Raw genomic sequence first — 17,990 nt, forward strand, 5'->3', positions numbered from 1 at the left:
TGACTTGCCGCTCGGCTCAGTCGAAACAGGGGGCATCCACGGAAAAGTAGCTAACGACGATGGATGTTTGATGCATCAATCACCACAACTTACATAGGACTATTTAGGAAATGACTATTGCGAAAGATTCTGTGTAGCCCATCCGTTTGAAGCGGACGAAGTGGTGGCAGCCCATCTGTAATTGATTCGCAATGGCGGACGTCGATCGTAGACGCCGCGTTAGAGTGGAGTCAGGAAGGCGAAAATCCCTGCACTGACAGTCGTAATAAAATTAGTTATCCAAATGTGTTTTCCACATGAAGAAGGGAGGTTGATTGAGATGTTCTACGAACTGCGCACCTATATCTGTACGCCCGGTCGGCTCCACGCTGTCGCGGAACGATTCGAACATCCGGTACTGGGTATCTTTCATGAACTGGGCATCCAGACAATCGGATTCTGGACCACCGAAGCAGACAGTAAGTCCGAACTGATTTATCTGCTGAAGTGGAACAGCGAGGCCGAACGCGCCGAAAAGATGGGGGCGTTTCTGAAAGACCCACGCTGGCTGGAAGCGAAGCTGAGTTCCGAGCGTGACGGCCCGATCGTCGAATCGTTCTCGGCGAAAACATTGACGCCCACTACGTTTTCCGCGCTGCGATGAGAAAACGCGGGACGCCTCAATCCGAATCTCAGGTAACGGACATTCGAACGAAAGAGACATCCCTGAGTGAAGTCAACACGCAAGATGTGAGCTTTCTCGAGCATGAATGAGGGCTGAGCTTCGCTTACATCGTCGCTAACTGGTCCATTGGACTTTGTCTTGTTTTTGGGTTAGGTCCGCTCGCCATTACCGGCGAGCTGGCCAGCAAACACGTGGGTCTTGAGAAGGAATTACGTAGTCACCTTCGCGTCTTGGTGCCGCTTACGGCTCTGGACGCTAATGATACTTAAATGGAGATATGTTATGAACAGGCTTTCGAACAAGGTGTGTCTGGTTACCGGCGGGGGAGGAGCGATTGGACATGCGACAGCCAAGGCCTTCAAGGACGAGGGCGCAACGGTCATCATTTCGGATATCAGCGAGCGTCTGTTGGATGAATCCGCTGAAGAAATCGGGTGTTCGTCGGTGGTTCAGGATGTCACGAGCGAGGAGCAATGGACGCAGGTCATCGATGAAATCGAAAAGAAGCATGGTCGCATCGATGTTCTTGTGAACAATGCAGGCATTCTGGGGTCCACGGAGAACGTAAACCCGGAGACCACGCAGGTCGACGAATTCCGTCGCATCCAACTGGTCAACGTCGAGTCGGTGATGCTTGGGTGCCGTAGCGCAATTCCTGCAATGAAGCGTGCGGGCGGAGGGTCCATCGTCAACATCTCCTCGATTGCCGCAGTACTCGCAACGCCGTTTGAGGTCGCATATGGTGTGAGCAAAGCAGCGGTTCGCCACCTTAGTTGGTCTGTAGCGGCGCACGGCGCTCCGTTCGGCATTCGCTGCAACAGCATCATGCCGGGCCAGATTGAGACGGGTGACGGCGGCATGATGGATTCGATTTTAAAGGGTGCTGCGCGTCGTGGCGAGTTTTCGGACCCGGAAGCAGCACGAGCCACGTTCACGGCGCTCATTCCGCTCGGTGCGCTTGGGACGCCACACGACGTTGCGATGGGGGCGGTCTACCTGGCCTCAGACGAGAGCCGGTATGTCAGTTCAATTTCGCTGCAAATTAGTGGAGGCTGGCTGGTGCTGTAACGGCGGATTCCGGCGTACTGAAAGCGTTCGAAACCGGTCGGAGACGGCGGTTGTTCTGCAAAGCGCGGGGCGAACCGCCGGCAACCGGAAAAGGCACACTCCGACCGTTCCCATTCATAGTAGTGTTGTCGCGTTGGTGGCAAGTTGAGGGTGACGCGGCGACAACTGCGGGCACGAAACGGACCACGTTGCCGCGGCGCCACCTTCAAAATGAGTGTGTGATGCCGACGCGAGTGACAACCTGGTTTTGCGTGCTGGATGGGTTGAAGGAGGTTATCTGCGCGTATTGGGCGGCCCCAGCGGCGTGTTGGTAGATTCCCATTACGTAGACGGACGTGCGCTTCGAGAGACTGTATTGCGCAATCAGGTTAACCTGGTGGTACTTCGGCGACGTGTCGGTTGCATGCTCGAGGCCGGTCGTGAATGTATATCCAGCTCCGATGATCAACGCGGAGTTGACCGAGTAGATACCCGATACCTCATAGTTTTGGAAGCGCAGGTCATGTCCTCCAGGGCCCGCGGCAAAATCGACGTTCGAATAGTCGGCCCCGACCTTGAGCGAACCAAGCACGTAGGCGGCGCCGGCCGACAGAGCACCCTGATAACGCGCGTTCGCGAGTGCGTCGCCGTAGATCGTGTTGACGTAGCCGCCGCTGCTGCCATAGCCGGCGACCGCCGTGATCGGATCGTTGATGCGAAGGTAGCTGACGCCCGCACTGAACGTGCCATGCGAGTAACCCGCGGCCGCACTGTACGAAGAGTTGTTGGAGAACTGGCCGGCAACACCCCCGAACGAGTAGTGACCCTCGAACGTAAAACCCACGAGATTGGGGCTCACATACTTGACCGCGTTGTTGATTGGGAATCCGTTGTCCAGATTATCCATATCGTTCGGGTGTGCGAAGTACCAGCCGCCATACTGGCCGTTCAGCGTGAACGGCTCGACGATGTCGACGGATGCATCCCATTGCTTGCCAAACGTTAGCTAACCGTATTGATTGGACTTGATGCCGACATAAGCATTACGGGAAAACGCCAGACCACCGCCCAAACCTCCCGTCGCCGCGTCAAAGCCGCTTTCGAGCCGAAAGATCGCCTGATTGCCACCACCAAGGTCTTCCGTGCCGAGAAGGCCCCACCGGCTACCGAGGGGAACGCCGCTTTGCATCTGCGTGAGCTTGCCACCGCTGCCGGGCACAACGTTCCCGTTTGAGCCGCTGACAACGTTGTTCGCGTAATCGATGCCGACGTCGATTACGCCGTAGAGCGTGACGGTGCTTTGGGCATGAGCGCCTGCCATTGCGAGCGCCAGCGGCAGTGCCGCAAGAGTGTTTCTTTTCACTACTGTCTCCTTGTAATGAGGCCGCGAGCGGCGGCCAGGTCTTCTTCGTGTCGAACTTCATGCGCTATGTCGCTTTGCGCAAGGCGACGTATCACCGGCTTCGAAATGTGAAGACAAGTGCGGCTAGCGCAATAATTGCTCCTTGGACCATGGCTTGACCGGCGGCGCCGAGTCCAAAACCGATTAACAGGCTAAAAAGGTAGGTAAGCATGAATGCGCCGACAGCCGGCCCCAGCATGCGTCCCTTACCGCTGCCGAAACTCACGCCACCGAGAATGACTGCCGCCAGCGAGTTAAGTACCAGGTCCTGACCGATGTTCGTGTTGCCCACCGAGACTGAGCCAACGAGCAAAAGAGCGGCCAATGCGGTTGTCAGTCCAGAGAAGATATGGGTAATCGACATGACGCGAAGGCTTGGTATGCCGGACACGGTTGCGGCGGTCGGGTTGGATCCAACCGCGTCTAGATAGCGACCGAACACGCACGTGCGCAAGCTAAGGGCGAATGGGATGAGCACTGCGACCCACACAATCGCCGCGATCGGAAGCGACCCGATGCGACCCGAACCCACGATCCGCAGAAGGTCGGGTGTTTCGCCGGGTTGATGGTATTGGCTCGCTGCAACGACGGAGCCTGTTAGGACGATGGCCATCGCGAGCGTGACGACTACCGCCGACGCCCGGAGGCGAGTGATGATCAGGCCGTTGATGGTTCCGATGAGTGCCCCCGCAAGCAGTGCCAGGAAGACCAGAGCGGGAACCGGCAGCGGGATTGCCCCGCTGGTGACTATCCAGATGACGACTACGACGACCCCACTGATTGAAAGGTCGATGGAACGACTCCGGACCACCAGAGACTGTCCTATGGTGACTACACCCAGGATCGCACCCTGCTTCAGGATTGCAAGAAGCAGCAACGGGGAGAGCAGGGCCGGGCGCGTTGCCCAGGCCACTAGCAGCAGAATTCCGAGGCCATACCAGGATGGCGGTTGATTAGAGAGAAAGCCATAGAGTCTGCGAGCGGCGCGTTGGCTATCGGGAGTTTGTTGGACTGTGATTGCTGGCATGGTATTAAAACCCTATGATCGTTCGACGCTGAAAGCTGATAGCAATGAGCAATAGCACCCCAGTAGCGGCAGATTGCAGGAACGCGTCGATACCAACAAGGTTCATTCCATTGCGCATCAGGCCCAAGGTAAGAACGCCGCAAAATGCTCCCACGGCACTGCCGATTCCGCCGGAGAATTGGACTCCGCCAAGCGCGACGGCTGTAATCGTTGCGAGTGCGAACTGCGCTCCTATGACGGGGTCGCCAGCGCCGATTCGACCTGTAAGTACAACACCAGCACAAGCGGCAAACAGACCTCCGGCAGCGTACGCTGCAACGATGATCTGACGGTCCGTTACGCCGTTAAGCGATGCGTTGCGCGGGTGTGCGCCGACCGCATAAAGGCGTAGACCAAAACGCGTACGGGCGAGAAGCCACCCTACGACTATCACGCAGCCTAGTAGCAGCAATATGCTGACCGGCAGGCCGGCGATAGTCGAGTTGATGAAGGCCGGTAAGAACGGAGGAGCAAGCCCTCCGGCCGTTGGGAGCCAGTACAACGCCAGTCCCTGGACGAACGTCATGGAGCTGAGCGTGGCGATAATCGGATGCATACGGGCCACGGACACCGCGAGACCGTTGGCGATACCGATGACACAACCCAATAAAAGAGCGAGTGCGATACCCGCGGTTGACCCGACAGAAGCGGAGGCGACGCAGGTAGTCAGACTGATTACTGAACCAACGGACAGGTCGATTCCGCCCACCAGGGCGACCAGCAACTGGCCCAATGTAGCAATTGCAAGCGGTGCGATCTGGGCCGAGAGATTAGAAAGATTGCCGCGATTCAGGAAATCGGTGGCGGCAAAGGAAAGCCCAACGATAAGCGCGATCGGCATCGACACGACGTAGGGTTTAAGGCCGGAGCGGGAGTTGGGACCGAATGGGTTCATTGCGTCTTCTCCGTTGATTGTCGCTGTGAGACGCCGAGCGCGTGCGACATGACAGTTTCTTCTGATGCTTGAGTGCCATCAATTTCAGCGACAATAGTGCCTGCCCGCACGACAAGAATACGGTCACACAGCCCGATGAGTTCTGTCAGTTCGCTGGAGCCGACGAGTACCGCTCCACCCTCGTCGGCAAATCCGCGTAGTAGCCGATAGATATCTGCCTTGGCGCCTACGTCTACGCCGCGGGTTGGCTCCTCGATGAGCAGGATGTCGATGTCAGCGATTAGCGCTCGTGCCAGTAGAACCTTTTGCTGATTCCCGCCAGAAAGGGTTGTGACAGACTGCTTTGGATGCTTTACCTTGAGACCGATCCGCGCAATGACGTCTTCTACAAGCGAAGATTGGGCTGAAGCGTGGCCGTATAGCGCACTATCCCGATAGGTGCCTATAACGACGTTTTCCGCAACCGAGAGATCCAGGTACAGGCCTTCCGCTTTGCGGTCGCCGGGTACGAAGGCTATCCCGTGGGCGAGGCGCCGCGCCACGCCGGCACTCGGGTCGACTGGATGGGCTTTGCCGACGCTATTGAATTTTTCAATCGTCGCATGCGGTGTTTGCATGAGACCTGCTGCGGCCCGGATGATTTCCCGCTGCCCTTGTCCCTCCAGTCCAACGAGTCCGACAATCTCTCGTCGGTTCAGATTCAAATTCACGGCGCTGCGTCCAGGACCGGAATTCAGGCGTTCACATCGCAACGCACTGGATAGCTGGCCAGACGACCTGTGCGGGAAGAGGTCCTCGATAGGGCGACCGACCATCAGCGTGACGAGTGTGTGTTCATCCAGTTCGCTGCAAGGAGTCGTAAGAACATGCTGCCCATCCTTCAGCACGGTGACGGTGTCGCACAATCGAAAGATTTCATCGAGTCGGTGGCTAATATAGAAGATGGATTTGCCTCTTGCCTGCAGGTCCTTGATGAGTGTCTCAAGCTTTTTCACCTCGGGACCATTTAGTGCTGCCGTAGGTTCATCAAAAATGAATACCGACGCATCTGTCGTGATGCCCTTGGCGATCTCCACGAGTTGCTGTTCGCTCACGGAAAGGCTGCCTGCGAGCGTCCCAGGATCGATGTCTACGCCGAGGGAGTTCAATGTACGACTCGCACGTTCATGCATTTGCTTCCTGTTGATCCATCCGCGCCTGCCAGACTCGCGTCCGATGAAAATGTTTTCGGCGATAGTCAGATTGGGCAGCAGAGTGAATTCCTGGAATATCGTGGAAATGCCATGCTCTCGGGCACTGCGTGGATTGCGCAGCGTTATGGTTTTGCCATGCATGCGCAATTCGCCGGCGCTCGGCCGATACACACCAGCGAGAATCTTCATGAAGGTCGACTTGCCAGCACCATTTTCGCCAGTCACGGCATGAACGGAGCCAGCGTGGCCGGCTATTGAAACACGAGAAACCGCGCGCGTATTTCCAAAATTCATGGAAATGTCGATGCCTTCGATAAGCGGTGGCCACGCCTTCCGATGCGGGGCTTTTTCAGCTTGATACAGCATGTTTGACTCCGTGTGTCAGGGACAGAATGCACATGGGAGGGACGCCTGCCGGGTTGGAGACTATTTGTTTTGATAGAGGTGCTTAAGCGTTGCATCCGGAAGCAACGAACCCACCCAGTAGGAGTCGTTCAGGTCGGGACGGTAATACTTGGTCAGGTTCTCGCGTGTGATGACTTCTCCCCCGTCGCTCCAGTAGCTTCGATACATCTGGTCACCTTCAAGGAGCAACAATGCCGCTCGAAGTGCGACCGGTCCCAGGGACGGAGGGTAGATATATGCTACAAACGGTCCCCCCGACTTCTGGGCGGCTCTGAGAAAGCCATTGTTGCCCTCACCCGTCACAGGAACTGGAGCTTTTCCGACTTCCTGGAAAACCTCCAGGCATCCTCGCGACATCTCACCTCCGGAGGCCCAGATGCCGTCGACCGGCTTTCCTGAAAGGAGCAGGCTTTCACATGCCTGTTTGCCCTTGGCATAGTTCCAGTCGGCATAGACTTCGGCAGAGACCGGCAACCTGGTTACTTTCAAGGACTGAGCGAGTCCCGCGTAGCGGTCAGTGTCTTCTGTGTTTCCGGCGATGCCACGAAACGCCCAAATGCTACCTTTGCCACCCAGTTGCTTTGCAAGCCAGTCGGCCATGATCTTTCCTTCAGGAGCCCCGCCGGATAACACGGCGACCGCGACCTGGTCTGAACTGGCGGTGGCCGTGAAGGTAACAACTGGAATCCCTTTCGCGGCCGCTTTGGCGATCTGCGCATTAATGGCGGTCGAGGAAACCGGCGATACTACGATGGCGTCGACGCCCTTCGTTATCTGATCTTCGAGGTCTGCAGCCTGTCTGGCGGCATTCGAATCACTCGATATCACCGTGAGTTTCCCGATTTCGGGATGCAACGTTGCCTCGTGGCGCACCTCCTCGGTTTCCTGGATTAACCATGTCGTAAAAAGACCAGGCATAGCCAAAACGACGTTGTAGGGAGGGCTTTTCTTGAATGCGCCAGCCTTGGTCAGTTGTGCGGAGGTCGGCTTGTATTGTGGATCCTTGAGATCGCCGACCTGCGCGGACGATGGCTGTGCAGCCGTTGCCGTCGAAATTAGTATAACTAATGAAATAAGAGGTGTTTTGAGAGAAATCACGATCTTGTCTCCTTGTTTGAAATTTAATCGTCAGCTATAGCAGCGTTGCGGGATGCTCGTCACGCATCAAGATGGACTCCATACATCAGCACTTCGCATTACGAGTGCGTACGTGGACATCGGGAGAATCTGGTGTCCGGCGGTCGTAGCGTGGCTTGGATCTCCATGCTGTCAGCGTCCTCTCAACCTTAATCAAACCCAGCGAAAAGCGAAAATCGGCTGGTTGCGTTCACGCATCCCGGTCTGATGGTTTCGAGTTGTATTGCGTTCTCTTGTGGGGTGAGCATGACGTCGTCTCCTGGTTTCATCTATTGGAGGAAGGAACAGACCTCTCGTGTTCTAGATCATTCGGACAACGCTTGCCGACTGCTCCTGCGCTTCCGGCAACTGCTCATGTGAAGCAAGTGTAAGGATGTGTTCGATTTCAGACTTATCGGATCGTCTTGTGACGTATCGGATCGTCCAGTTCCGTCATGAGGTATTTCCCGGAGTTCCATGTGTTGCAATCGTCCGACGACGCTTGTAATTACGCACTTCCTCGTCGAGAGATCTGGTGGCGTGGCATGCACCAATACCAGGTTATAGAGGGAGGGGCGGCAGATGCGGATAGTGTCTAGGCTTGGAGCATCAACGCGCGCGATTCCCTGGATGAGCGCTGGCGTATGCGTTCCTGAGGGCTTCCGCAAAGGGTGCGGGACAGCCTGGGTCAAAGCATTGTGCCTGCTCGTCAGGATCGGCCCGCAACTATGGCCTCCATTCAGCCTTCGACTGGCACCACGCGAAACGCAGAGGACTTCGGGAAAATCCTGACTACGAAGCTGGATTCATGGATATACGACGGGACGTTCCGATAAGAAATAGGACCAACGTGCATCTACGATTGATTTACAGGATCGGCTGGTGCGAGCTTACTAAACCGACTGCACCGAACAATTTATATTTCGTTTAACGAATGTTTCCACCATGAGAAAACGTTGAGCGGATTGGTGTGAAGGTGGGTAACTGCGAGATGGGGACATTGAAGTTCGAGACCGGTTTCTGTGAAGGGAAGCGTAGGGCATGGCGGTGCGGAAGGAAAGGTCCTGTTGGGATATCCGTGCACGCATCAGATTTTTTCTTGAAAGGAGACATCAATGAAGCGAACGCGTCACCCTCTCATGACTGTCCAACTGGACGGCACAGAACTGCGTGCCGATTATTGCGAGCAGACCGGGCGTCTGCGGATTCTTCAGGGAGAGACTGTAGTTCGGAAGTGGCTTCCGCCCAATTCGTGGATTGCCATCGCATCAGTGGTCGGCTCCCGAAACTGGGGGACACGGCCGGACTGCAACGAACTGCAGACTGTGCTGGAGAGCCAGGCATCGCTGCTGCAGATCGGTTAGGCGCGTTGTGGCGCGCCTGGGTCCGAATTTCCGTTGAAGTGCTGAAAATTAGCTGCGTGGGCTGATAATCCAGTTGCTCGTTTTTAGTTTCGAAAGTGTTCTTGGTTGCGGGCTGGCGAACTGTGAGAGCGCGCAGTTTGGCGTACCTGTATCGATCGCCGCCGGTATCGACGTTATGAAAAACTCATGCTCGGACGCTCGATCTCCTGTGGATAAACGCTCCACATGCCGTCATCGTGAAGGAAGAAATAAATTGTCAACGCGCCTGTCGGCCGTAATGTCTCAACGCACACATATCGGCGCCGATTTGGACGTATGTGACCGAACCGGACTACCCGAGTCAGTGTTGCGGGATTCGCTCCAAGCCATCTAGCGACCAGGGAACGCAAAGAACGGTCCATCGTACTCATTGCTTTCTCCTTCAAGTTCGCATCGCGTAAACGCGATAATCCCATTAAAAGTTAAGGATTGCGAATTGTTTGTCATAAGGAGCGCGGTTATCTTGTCAGAGTTGTAGAGGCTCGTTGCAAATCAGGTTAAATTGCTACGAACTTAAGCGCGTTCGAGTGAGAATATATAAATTTCGTCGCCAAATGTCTGATCGTTGTTAAGATGACTTGGCGAATCCTGAGATTCAACTCTAGGCGTAGACTTGATTTTAGGGTTACCAGATCGTCTCGTCGTTTATCGAGGAATCCAGTTCTGTTATTAGGTATTACCCGGGGACAGAGGTGATTCATCCGGCTGGGATGCATGGTCGTGCGGTGAGAACGAGTGGTCGAGCGGCAAGTCAGGCGTCTCTCCCTGACATTGTGCTCGATGAAAGAAAAATAAATTTCGACACGCGTTGATATCGAGATTGTTGACAGGCGCTATAGACTGCGTGGATCGGTCGGCGTGGTGGGCGCGTCGACCGATCCACGCGACCCGATGTTGTTTTTTTAACGGGTCTTCCCACGGGCGGTGTCAATTGACCGCCCGTTTTTTTCTCACTAATCAAAAGATGCCCCTGTCCCTGGCTCGACAAGGGATGCTAGATGCGCGCTATGCGTGGCAGGCGCGCGGCCAAGGTTGTGTCAGAGGTGAACTAGGGCGTGTTGTGTAGCCTTGGCGAGGGTATGTACGACCAATAGAACGTTATACCGATCGGCATGGCGCGTTCGCTCGAGGGTGCTCGAGGGAACATAAAAATGTTTGATTGAAAGAGACCGTTCAGTGCTGGACGGAACGGTCCGATGATTCCACCTTGGTGTCCCTCTTGGCGCGCTTACGGCAAGAGAACGGTCGAACCGGTGGTGCGGCGGCTTTCAAGTTCGATGTGTGCCTTCGCAACTTCGGACAGCAAGTAGCGCTGGTTGATGCTGGTCTTGACCTTGCCCGACACCAAAACTTCAAACAACTCGGTCGACATCGCCTCGTAGTCACTGCGCTTGGCGATGTGTGTAAACAAGGTCGGCCGGGTAAAGAAGAGCGAGCCGCGTCCGACGAATTCGGAGGAGTCGATCGGTGGCAGCGGACCGGATGCATTGCCGAAGCTCACGAACAGGCCAAGCGGCGCGAGGCAGTCGAGCGAACCCGCAAACGTGTCCTTGCCTATCGAATCATAGACGACGGGCACGCCTGCGCCGTTTGTAATCTCGCGCACGCGCTTGGTGAAGTTCTCGCGCGTGTAGACGATGGCGTGATCGCAACCATGTGCCCTGGCGATTTCCGCCTTTTCGTCCGAGCCAACTGTGCCGATCACCGTCGCGCCCAGCGCCTTGGCCCATTGAGACACCAACAGGCCAACGCCGCCTGCAGCTGCCTGGATCAGGATCGTGTCACCCGCCTTGACAGGGTAAGTGCGTCGCAACAGGTATTGCGCGGTGAGCCCTTGCAGCATCACTGAAGCGGCCTGCTCATAGCTCAGTGCATCCGGCAGCTTGACGACCTGAACGGCCGGCAGCACCCGTTCTTGAGCATAAGCGCCTGGAGGGCGCGCCACATACGCAACCCGGTCGCCAATCTTCAGACCTGTCACGCCGGCGCCCACCGCCGTGATCTCACCCGCCGCTTCCATGCCGAGGCCGCCCGGCAGCGGCAACGGGTACGAACCGGTGCGGACGTACACGTCGATGTAATTGAGACCGACCGCATGCTGCTTGATGCGGATCTCGCAGTTACCCGGCTCGCCTACCTCGACATCGACCCACTTCATCACCTCGGGGCCGCCTGTCTTATCGAAACGAACTGCTTTGACCATGGTGTTTCCTATATCGACCAGAGTTAGACGGTGCCACGTTCAGCCCAGAAATGGCTCAGGCAAGAGACGCGAACACGAAACGGCTGTCATCCAGCTCGTCATATCGGAGACCGGAGCGACATCGTTTTGTTTATTCTCTCGCTAATTGCGAGCGACATAGCATCATGTCAGTAATGCCAAAATGGCATGAACCGGCTTTGCCGAAAGATTTTGCTGGATTGGATCGGCTTGACAAACCGTCTGTTGCGTAGGGCCTGAGATTGTGCGGCTCACCACGGGATTCGACATGAGCGTGATCTATCACAAGAAACCGCGATGTGGCCCGCGCGAATCGCCAGGCGGACCTCGTCCGCCACCATGCGAGCCGGTTGCGCGGTGGGTCGACCGAAGAAATAGCCTTGGCCGCAAGCAATCCCCAAGTCGCGCACGACGATCAGGTCCGCTTCGTTTTCGATTCCCTCTGCAACCAATTTGGCGCCGCTCGCGTGTGCGAAGTGCTGTATGGCACGAACAGCTTCGAGCTTAAGAAGATTGCTCGCGATGTTATGGATGAAGAACCGGTCGATTTTCACAATGTCCGGTTGCAATTGCACCCACAGATTCATGCTGGCGTTGGCGGTACCATAGTCATCAAGTGCGAATTGCGCACCAGCGGTACGCAAAGTCGTAAGCACCTGCAACAAGCTGTCGATGTCACGAATCGTGCTTTGTTCGGTCAACTCGATCACGATTCGCTCAGGGCTGATGCCTGACTCGCGCAGCAATGTGAGCACGTCGTCACTGGCCTCAGCGAATCGACGTATCGTATCCGCGCTGAAGTTGAGGAAGAGCTTGCCCGCACACGCGAGCTTAGCGAAGGTCTCAATGCAGGTACGTGCGGCAGCCTGCTCGAGTTCAATCACGCAACCTTCGGTGCTAGCCTGTGCGAAAAGGTCGTACGGGCTCTCGAGCGGGGAACCCGCTGGCCCCCGAATCAGCCCCTCGTAACCGAGAATCGCCCCGTCGTCGAAATTCATGATGGGTTGGAACACGGCAGACAACTGACCCCGATCGATAAGGTCCACGATACTGATCGCGTCGAATCCTGGGGATGGGCGAAGTGACATGGTAGTTGTCCGAAGCGGAGGGGTGTGGGTTGGTCGGAAGTTCTTCGAAAAGATTTAAATGAAATATTCGTGATACACGCGTGCCTGAGAGAACTCCGGATCAAGTAGTGGACCTGCGCAAGATACCTAAATTGCGATTTCCATGTAACGACTCTCCAATAGATGAGCTAGGCAACACGTGCTCCGCGAATCGTACTGGAGGTGCCGGAAAAATTTAACACGTATTTCATCATGGGCAGTCATTTTCCGGATTAGAACTACCTCGATGGCATACCTAAAATGACAGCCCTGCATGGCGATCGCGAACGGATAGGTCCTTGCCGGTGGATCATGTTATCAGCCGGTCCCAGATTTTTCACCAACGTCGATTTTCTGTATCGTCTCATCCGGCGGCAAAGGGTTTTGGTTTCCTGTCCGAGAAAATTCCGGCTCGCGTCGTTCTATCTGTCCCGCAAGGTCGTTGATATTTGTCGTAGTCGCCATCGCGCTGGATTCGGATGTGATTTTTTTAAATGGTTAGCAAACCGAAGGAAATGTGAGTGTTTTTAATACGTCCGCAGTCATAGCTTGATCTACGGGAGCTATATTTCGCAAAAGATAATTGCTAGTGAGACAACCCGAGGGGCGAAGCGCCGCGACCTTAAGAGCAGCAAGAATACGGAGTTGGATTTCCAGATATGCGACGGGACGCTCCGATAAGCCCGGAGCCATACATTCACCTAGAATCAATGCACAGGATTTTCGGACGGTCGTTGCCGGACGGCGTTGAGAGAAGCGATGTCGGAAATTGATCGGATTGCAGATTAAACGCAGCAACGATCGGAAGGTGCGGTCTAGTTAATCGGTGCAGTTGGTCTTGGCGTCGTCCGTCGACCATGAGCCGCTGCATGTGAAGATCCGACAGATGACTCTGTAGATTGATTTTTTGTCGGGTTCGTCAGGCAAGCAGCGGCTTTGCTTATCGGGAGCGAGCGATTGGCCGTGCATATCGGAAGCATTGATAGGAGTAGAAAGCAATGAAACTCAACAACAAAGCTGGGTCGAAGGTTGAAAACCTCGGTGCCGACCGGCGAGATCCAAATGCGGATCCAGAAACACTGGAAGGTGCGAGTAGTGAAGCTGCAGCTCAGTCACCCAGGTCGACGCAAAATTGGGCATGGCTTGCGGACAGTAGTCGTTATGATTGGATGGATTCGCATACCCCATCATTCGACCCCGAAAGTTGGAACGACACGTCTTTCGATTAGCAATGACCGGTTACAAGGCAGCCCCATTTCCGCGAGGCAGAGGCCAGTGTCCGCCGCGGGCATCAGATGCACCTTCCGACCGCCTCCGGAGCGGTACAGTGCCGACACCGCACGAAGCAATCATGCCGGAGCGAATGAGAAACGTCTTATGTAGTCCCGCATCTGGAAATACGGACGCTGCCGCGGGTATCAAAGAAAATGGTCGGGTGCACAGGCCCCGACCTGATTGCGTGGATTTGCTACGCGAGTCTAGTCGCGATTGGCAATGTATTTGCCAATCTGCTCGATATGGGTTTCCATTGCACGACGAGCTGCTGCAGCATCTCGTCGAAGAATACTGCTCACGATTGCGCGATGCGCAGCAACTGTGACCTCAAATCGTTCGGGCGTAACTGCGAAGTACTTGACCTGGCTCCAGGACGGTGACTGCCTGACCTGATGCAAAGCCTTGAACGTGAAAGCAATGAAGCTGTTGTGAGTTGCCTTCGCGATCGCCATGTGCAGGTTCGCATCCCAAAAGTCGACCGATTTGACATCTTTAGCGTTCTCGCACTCAAGCATGCATTTCTCGATCGATGCGAGATCGGCCGCTGTTGCGTGAAGCGCCGCATGCTCTGCTACACCAGGTTCAAGTAGAAGGCGAGCCAGGTTCAGGTCGGCCGGACTGATGTCGGCAAGATCCTCTTGCTCGAAGCTGGGTGGCAAACTGCCGGCAACAAAGGTTCCCCGTCCCACACTGCGGACGATCATCCCTTCGCGCTCAATGTTGGCAAGCGCCTTTCGAACGCCGCTTCGAGGGATTCTGTACTCGACAGCGAGTTCTCGCTCTGTAGGCAAGCGCCCCTCCGGAAGAAAGGCACCGTCCGCAATGCGCTGCGACAATGCAGCCGCGACAGCTTCAAAGTCTTCCATATCAGACCTTCACCATAGTTGTCATTCCTCTCGCGTTTTGTTCGATTATAAGGCACTTAGCCCGTCGTAAACCAATTTTTCAACCGGTTTGCGGAAAGGTTCACTCGTGTTGGTAGAGCCTAGCACGCGCAATAGGGGCGTGGGATTGGTCGGGCATCTGGATTGCATGCATGGGCGCTGAAAAATGGACTTTCTGATAACGGAGCGCCGACGGGTCATCGGGCATCTGAAATGTTAGGGACTCCCGCAGAAATTCAGACACTGAGCTAGATTGCCGGATACGCGACTGGACAATCCGATAAGCGTCCGATTGGACACCCTCCTAGAATTTGTTCACGGGATTCACGGTGCCTGGATGTTTAACGACGGTTCGGGCACCTTGGGACAGTTCCCTCCTCGAAAAGATAAAACCAGGAGACGGTGTCATGCTCATCGCACACGAGAGCCCAACGCAATGTCGATCGTCAGTCAGGATATGAGCGAGCACGGCCGTTCGACGACCGTCGCGACAGGCTGCACCTGCCCGAGAGACCGACAGGCGATGTCGGGTGACGTGCCCGTCACTACGTTTTCGACGCTGTTGCAAAGACAGGTCATTGCGACTTCGCCGGAACAGCGAAGTCACACTTCATAAAAAGCGGCGCCCTGACGCACCGATCACCTTCGATTCACAAAACCTATTCAGGAATGACATATGAAACTCAAATACGATGACGTAGGAGCAGGTACGCCGGTCGTGCTCGTGCACGGACTCGGCGGCACGGGTAACGTTTTCGGAGCCCAGGTTGCGGCACTCTCGCCCAGCTTCCGGGTTGTGGTTCCGGACGTCCGCGGCTGCGGCCGCAGCGACAAGGCACCGATTTCCATCGATGCGCTGGTCGCCGATGTCGTGGAGCTGATCGACGGTGCGGGTTTTGAAAGTGTCCATCTGGTCGGGCATTCGCTGGGCACCGTCATCGTGCAGCGTCTGGCTCTCGAGCATCCGCAGATGGTGCGCAGCATTGCGTTGATCGGGCCGATCCAGGCAGCGCCGGAGGCAGCGAAAACGGCGATCCGCGATCGTGCGGAGCAGGCCAGGAAGGTTGGTCTGGCAGGCATTGCCGACGCGACCGTGAAGGGCGGCACGTCGCCTGAGACCAAGCGGGATCATCCGGAGCTGGCGGCTTTCGTGCGGGAGCTTGTGATGCGACAGGATCCCGAAATGTACGCGCAAACCTGCGAGATGATTGTCGGCCTCGAACCGGCGGCAATCGAGAAGCTGCGGATTCCGGCGCTGGTTGTGACGGGCGACCAGGATGCAACGTCGCCGCCTGCGACTGCGAAGGGCATTGCCGACAAGATTCCGGGCTCGAAGTATGTCGAACTGGCGCAGTGCGGCCACTGGACGCCCATCGAAAAGGCCGCAGCGGTGAATAAATTGCTGCTCCAGTTCTTCGCGAAATAGATCGGGTACCCATGCGGCGGTGTCGTGCTAAAGCGACGCTTCGGTAGCCTGCCATCGCAGCTAGCGTTACACGGAACTGATAAATCCATTTATTTAAGAATAGAAAATGAATCCACAACTTTTTACCAATGTGAAGATTTTCGACGGCACGGGTGCACCAACGTTCGTGGGCGAAGCGCTTGTCGATGGCAATCTGATCCGCGCCGTGGCTCGCGGCAATGGCGGGATTCCGCGTGAATCCTACTACGACGTCATCGACGGCAAAGGCATGACGCTGATGCCAGGCCTCGTCGAAGCGCACGCTCACGTCACCTACAGCAACATGGCACAGTTCAGTGAACTTGGCCTGATTCCGATTGAAGAACACACCATCCTCGCGCTGCAGAACGTCAAGCTGATGCTGGACTCGGGCTTCACCAGTCTGTACTCGGCGGCTTCGGCGAAGTTCCGGCTCGAAGCGGTGCTTCGCGACGCCATCGACGCGGGAAAATTCCCCGGGCCGCGCATGCGGGCCGCTTCGCCTGAACTCACCGCAACAGGAGGTCTTGGGGACGAACGTCAATACCACACGAACCACCAGGGCTTCGAACTGATTGCAGACGGCCCCGATGAAATCCGGCGAACGGTCAGGACACTGATTCGCGAGGGTGTCGACACCATCAAGATGAACATCTCGGGTGACATGTTTGCTGGACGTCAGGGGTTCGCCCGCCGGCTTTCCTATACGGAGGCAGAGGTCGCCGCCGCCGCGGAAGAGGCCCATATGCGCGGCGCCTGGCTATCGTGTCATGCCCGTGCGGATGCGGCCGTGAAGCTTGCCCTGAAGTATGACTTCCGCGTTATCTATCACTGCGATTTCATCGAGGGTGAAACGTACGACCTGCTCGAGGCGAAGCGCGACAGCGTGTTTCTCGCGCCGGCCATTGGCGTGATTTACGCAACCGCGTACGAGGCAGAGCCGTGGGGCATCACCCGGGAGTTTGTCGAAAAGAGCGAGCTCTTCACCATGATCGAGCAATGCCCGAAGGTGTACGGCGAACTCAGGAAACGCGGCCTGCGGGTTCTCCCGGGCGGCGACTACGGGTTCGCATGGAATCCGATCGGCACCAACGCACGCGACCTTGAGCACTTCGTCAACATTCTTGGCTTCACGCCGGCCGATGCCCTGATGGCCGCCACGAAATGGGGTGGCGAAATCATGGATATCCCGAACCTCGGTCTCGTCAGCGATGGCTACCTCGCCGACCTGCTGCTCGTCGATGGCGATCCGGTCGAGAACATCAAGCTTCTCCAGGACCGCGACAACATCAAGGTCGTGATGAAGGACGGGGTCTACTACAAGCGGCTCATCCCGACACCCGGCATGTAGCAGGCGAACTGTTAACGTGTTCAAGGTGGTTCAGGGGAATACGTAGAACCTCGTGATTCCTTTTCTCTACAGCGGGGCGATCCATCACCGGATCGCCCGTTGCGGTTTCGCATGTCTCACTGCTGGAGCGTCCCCTGAAAGGGCGCGCACTGACGAACGTTCTAGAAGCGGTTTAATTGGATCATGCGTAAACGTCCGACCATGCCTGTACTCGACCGCACAACGGACATCGAAGTGCTGAACGGGATTGGCAGCATGTCGGTCACTTATTCTCCCAAGGCTCGCAGCAGCGGTTTGAGCGCCCCGCGCGGGATCCGCGGGACGTACTGAAGGCGATTCTTTGGGTCATAGCCTGCAACGAGAAGCGGCACAGGTTACCGGCTAACTTTCCGCCGTTACAGACGTGCTATATCAAATGGGTCCAATGGAGACGCGCCGGTCTTATGTCCAAAGCGCTTGATGAATTGGAGGTTGAGGATATCTGAACGGCGGCAGCGGCGTCACGTGGATCTTCGCGG

The 17,990-nt window shown here is 56.1% G+C and carries 12 protein-coding genes and 3 pseudogenes; 7 read left to right on the top strand and 8 right to left on the bottom strand.

The window, feature by feature from the left end; translation table 11 throughout:
• Positions 1-319: 319 nt before the first annotated feature.
• Both BUS06_RS27545 and BUS06_RS27550 read left to right on the top strand, forming a co-directional pair.
• Positions 320-643: an NIPSNAP family protein gene (locus BUS06_RS27545; RefSeq protein ID WP_074267546.1), complete on the top strand. Its 324-nt coding sequence runs from the start codon at positions 320-322 to the stop codon at positions 641-643.
• Positions 644-922: 279 nt separating this feature from the next.
• Positions 923-1,732, top strand: a complete 810-nt coding sequence (locus BUS06_RS27550; RefSeq protein ID WP_254368980.1) for an SDR family NAD(P)-dependent oxidoreductase — start codon at positions 923-925, stop codon at positions 1,730-1,732.
• 205 nt (positions 1,733-1,937) lie between these two features.
• Here BUS06_RS27550 and BUS06_RS27555 read toward each other — a convergent pair.
• The 5 genes and pseudogenes from BUS06_RS27555 to BUS06_RS27575 all read right to left on the bottom strand — a co-directional run bounded on the left by BUS06_RS27555 (position 1,938) and on the right by BUS06_RS27575 (position 7,770).
• Positions 1,938-3,032, bottom strand: a pseudogene (locus BUS06_RS27555) (porin).
• A 133-nt stretch (positions 3,033-3,165) separates the two neighbouring features.
• Positions 3,166-4,140: an ABC transporter permease gene (locus tag BUS06_RS27560; RefSeq protein WP_074267548.1), complete on the bottom strand. Its 975-nt coding sequence runs from the start codon at positions 4,138-4,140 to the stop codon at positions 3,166-3,168.
• A 4-nt stretch (positions 4,141-4,144) separates the two neighbouring features.
• A complete protein-coding gene (locus BUS06_RS27565) occupies positions 4,145-5,074 on the bottom strand; it encodes an ABC transporter permease (protein WP_074267549.1) in 930 nt (309 codons plus the stop codon).
• Positions 5,071-6,633, bottom strand: coding sequence for a sugar ABC transporter ATP-binding protein (locus BUS06_RS27570; RefSeq protein ID WP_074267550.1), 1,563 nt, complete (start codon positions 6,631-6,633; stop codon positions 5,071-5,073). The genes BUS06_RS27565 and BUS06_RS27570 overlap by 4 nt, the downstream gene beginning before the upstream one ends.
• Before the next feature lie 60 nt (positions 6,634-6,693).
• Complete coding sequence (locus tag BUS06_RS27575) at positions 6,694-7,770, bottom strand: ABC transporter substrate-binding protein (RefSeq protein ID WP_083611630.1); 1,077 nt, start codon at positions 7,768-7,770, stop codon at positions 6,694-6,696.
• Positions 7,771-8,903: 1,133 nt separating this feature from the next.
• On the opposite strand from BUS06_RS27575, the gene BUS06_RS27580 reads away from it, so the two are divergent.
• A complete protein-coding gene (locus tag BUS06_RS27580; protein ID WP_074267552.1) occupies positions 8,904-9,152 on the top strand; it encodes a hypothetical protein in 249 nt (82 codons plus the stop codon).
• A 1,267-nt stretch (positions 9,153-10,419) separates the two neighbouring features.
• Here the strand turns inward: BUS06_RS27580 and BUS06_RS27590 are convergent.
• Both BUS06_RS27590 and BUS06_RS27595 read right to left on the bottom strand, forming a co-directional pair.
• Positions 10,420-11,394, bottom strand: a complete 975-nt coding sequence (locus BUS06_RS27590) for a quinone oxidoreductase family protein (RefSeq protein ID WP_074267554.1) — start codon at positions 11,392-11,394, stop codon at positions 10,420-10,422.
• Between the two features lie 287 nt (positions 11,395-11,681).
• A pseudogene (locus tag BUS06_RS27595) lies at positions 11,682-12,500 on the bottom strand (EAL domain-containing protein); the annotation flags it as partial.
• Positions 12,501-13,516: 1,016 nt separating this feature from the next.
• Between BUS06_RS27595 and BUS06_RS37575 the strand changes: the two are divergent.
• Complete coding sequence (locus tag BUS06_RS37575; RefSeq protein ID WP_143787664.1) at positions 13,517-13,747, top strand: hypothetical protein; 231 nt, start codon at positions 13,517-13,519, stop codon at positions 13,745-13,747.
• A gap of 249 nt (positions 13,748-13,996) precedes the next feature.
• Here the strand turns inward: BUS06_RS37575 and BUS06_RS27600 are convergent, their stop codons facing one another.
• A complete protein-coding gene (locus BUS06_RS27600) occupies positions 13,997-14,659 on the bottom strand; it encodes a FadR/GntR family transcriptional regulator (RefSeq protein ID WP_074267555.1) in 663 nt (220 codons plus the stop codon).
• A 694-nt stretch (positions 14,660-15,353) separates the two neighbouring features.
• Here BUS06_RS27600 and BUS06_RS27605 point away from each other — a divergent pair.
• The 3 genes and pseudogenes from BUS06_RS27605 to BUS06_RS27615 all read left to right on the top strand — a co-directional run.
• A complete protein-coding gene (locus BUS06_RS27605) occupies positions 15,354-16,103 on the top strand; it encodes an alpha/beta fold hydrolase (RefSeq protein ID WP_074267556.1) in 750 nt (249 codons plus the stop codon).
• A 106-nt stretch (positions 16,104-16,209) separates the two neighbouring features.
• Positions 16,210-17,472 carry an amidohydrolase family protein gene (locus BUS06_RS27610; protein ID WP_074267557.1) on the top strand — a complete coding sequence of 421 codons (1,263 nt, stop codon included), beginning with the start codon at positions 16,210-16,212 and terminating at the stop codon, positions 17,470-17,472.
• A 254-nt stretch (positions 17,473-17,726) separates the two neighbouring features.
• A pseudogene (locus tag BUS06_RS27615) lies at positions 17,727-17,957 on the top strand (transposase); the annotation flags it as partial.
• Positions 17,958-17,990 lie beyond the last annotated feature (33 nt).

Origin of the sequence: Paraburkholderia phenazinium, from assembly GCF_900141745.1 — a bacterium.
Classification (GTDB): domain Bacteria; phylum Pseudomonadota; class Gammaproteobacteria; order Burkholderiales; family Burkholderiaceae; genus Paraburkholderia; species Paraburkholderia phenazinium_B.

Coding starts and splice junctions, on each gene's coding strand:
- BUS06_RS27610 (WP_074267557.1), top strand. CDS start 16,210: ATGAATCCACAACTTTTTACCAATGTGAAGATTTTCGACGGCACGGGT.
- BUS06_RS37575 (WP_143787664.1), top strand. CDS start 13,517: ATGAAACTCAACAACAAAGCTGGGTCGAAGGTTGAAAACCTCGGTGCC.
- BUS06_RS27570 (WP_074267550.1), bottom strand. CDS start 6,633: ATGCTGTATCAAGCTGAAAAAGCCCCGCATCGGAAGGCGTGGCCACCG.
- BUS06_RS27580 (WP_074267552.1), top strand. CDS start 8,904: ATGAAGCGAACGCGTCACCCTCTCATGACTGTCCAACTGGACGGCACA.
- BUS06_RS27560 (WP_074267548.1), bottom strand. CDS start 4,140: ATGCCAGCAATCACAGTCCAACAAACTCCCGATAGCCAACGCGCCGCT.
- BUS06_RS27600 (WP_074267555.1), bottom strand. CDS start 14,659: ATGGAAGACTTTGAAGCTGTCGCGGCTGCATTGTCGCAGCGCATTGCG.
- BUS06_RS27605 (WP_074267556.1), top strand. CDS start 15,354: ATGAAACTCAAATACGATGACGTAGGAGCAGGTACGCCGGTCGTGCTC.
- BUS06_RS27550 (WP_254368980.1), top strand. CDS start 923: ATGATACTTAAATGGAGATATGTTATGAACAGGCTTTCGAACAAGGTG.
- BUS06_RS27590 (WP_074267554.1), bottom strand. CDS start 11,394: ATGGTCAAAGCAGTTCGTTTCGATAAGACAGGCGGCCCCGAGGTGATG.
- BUS06_RS27565 (WP_074267549.1), bottom strand. CDS start 5,074: ATGAACCCATTCGGTCCCAACTCCCGCTCCGGCCTTAAACCCTACGTC.
- BUS06_RS27545 (WP_074267546.1), top strand. CDS start 320: ATGTTCTACGAACTGCGCACCTATATCTGTACGCCCGGTCGGCTCCAC.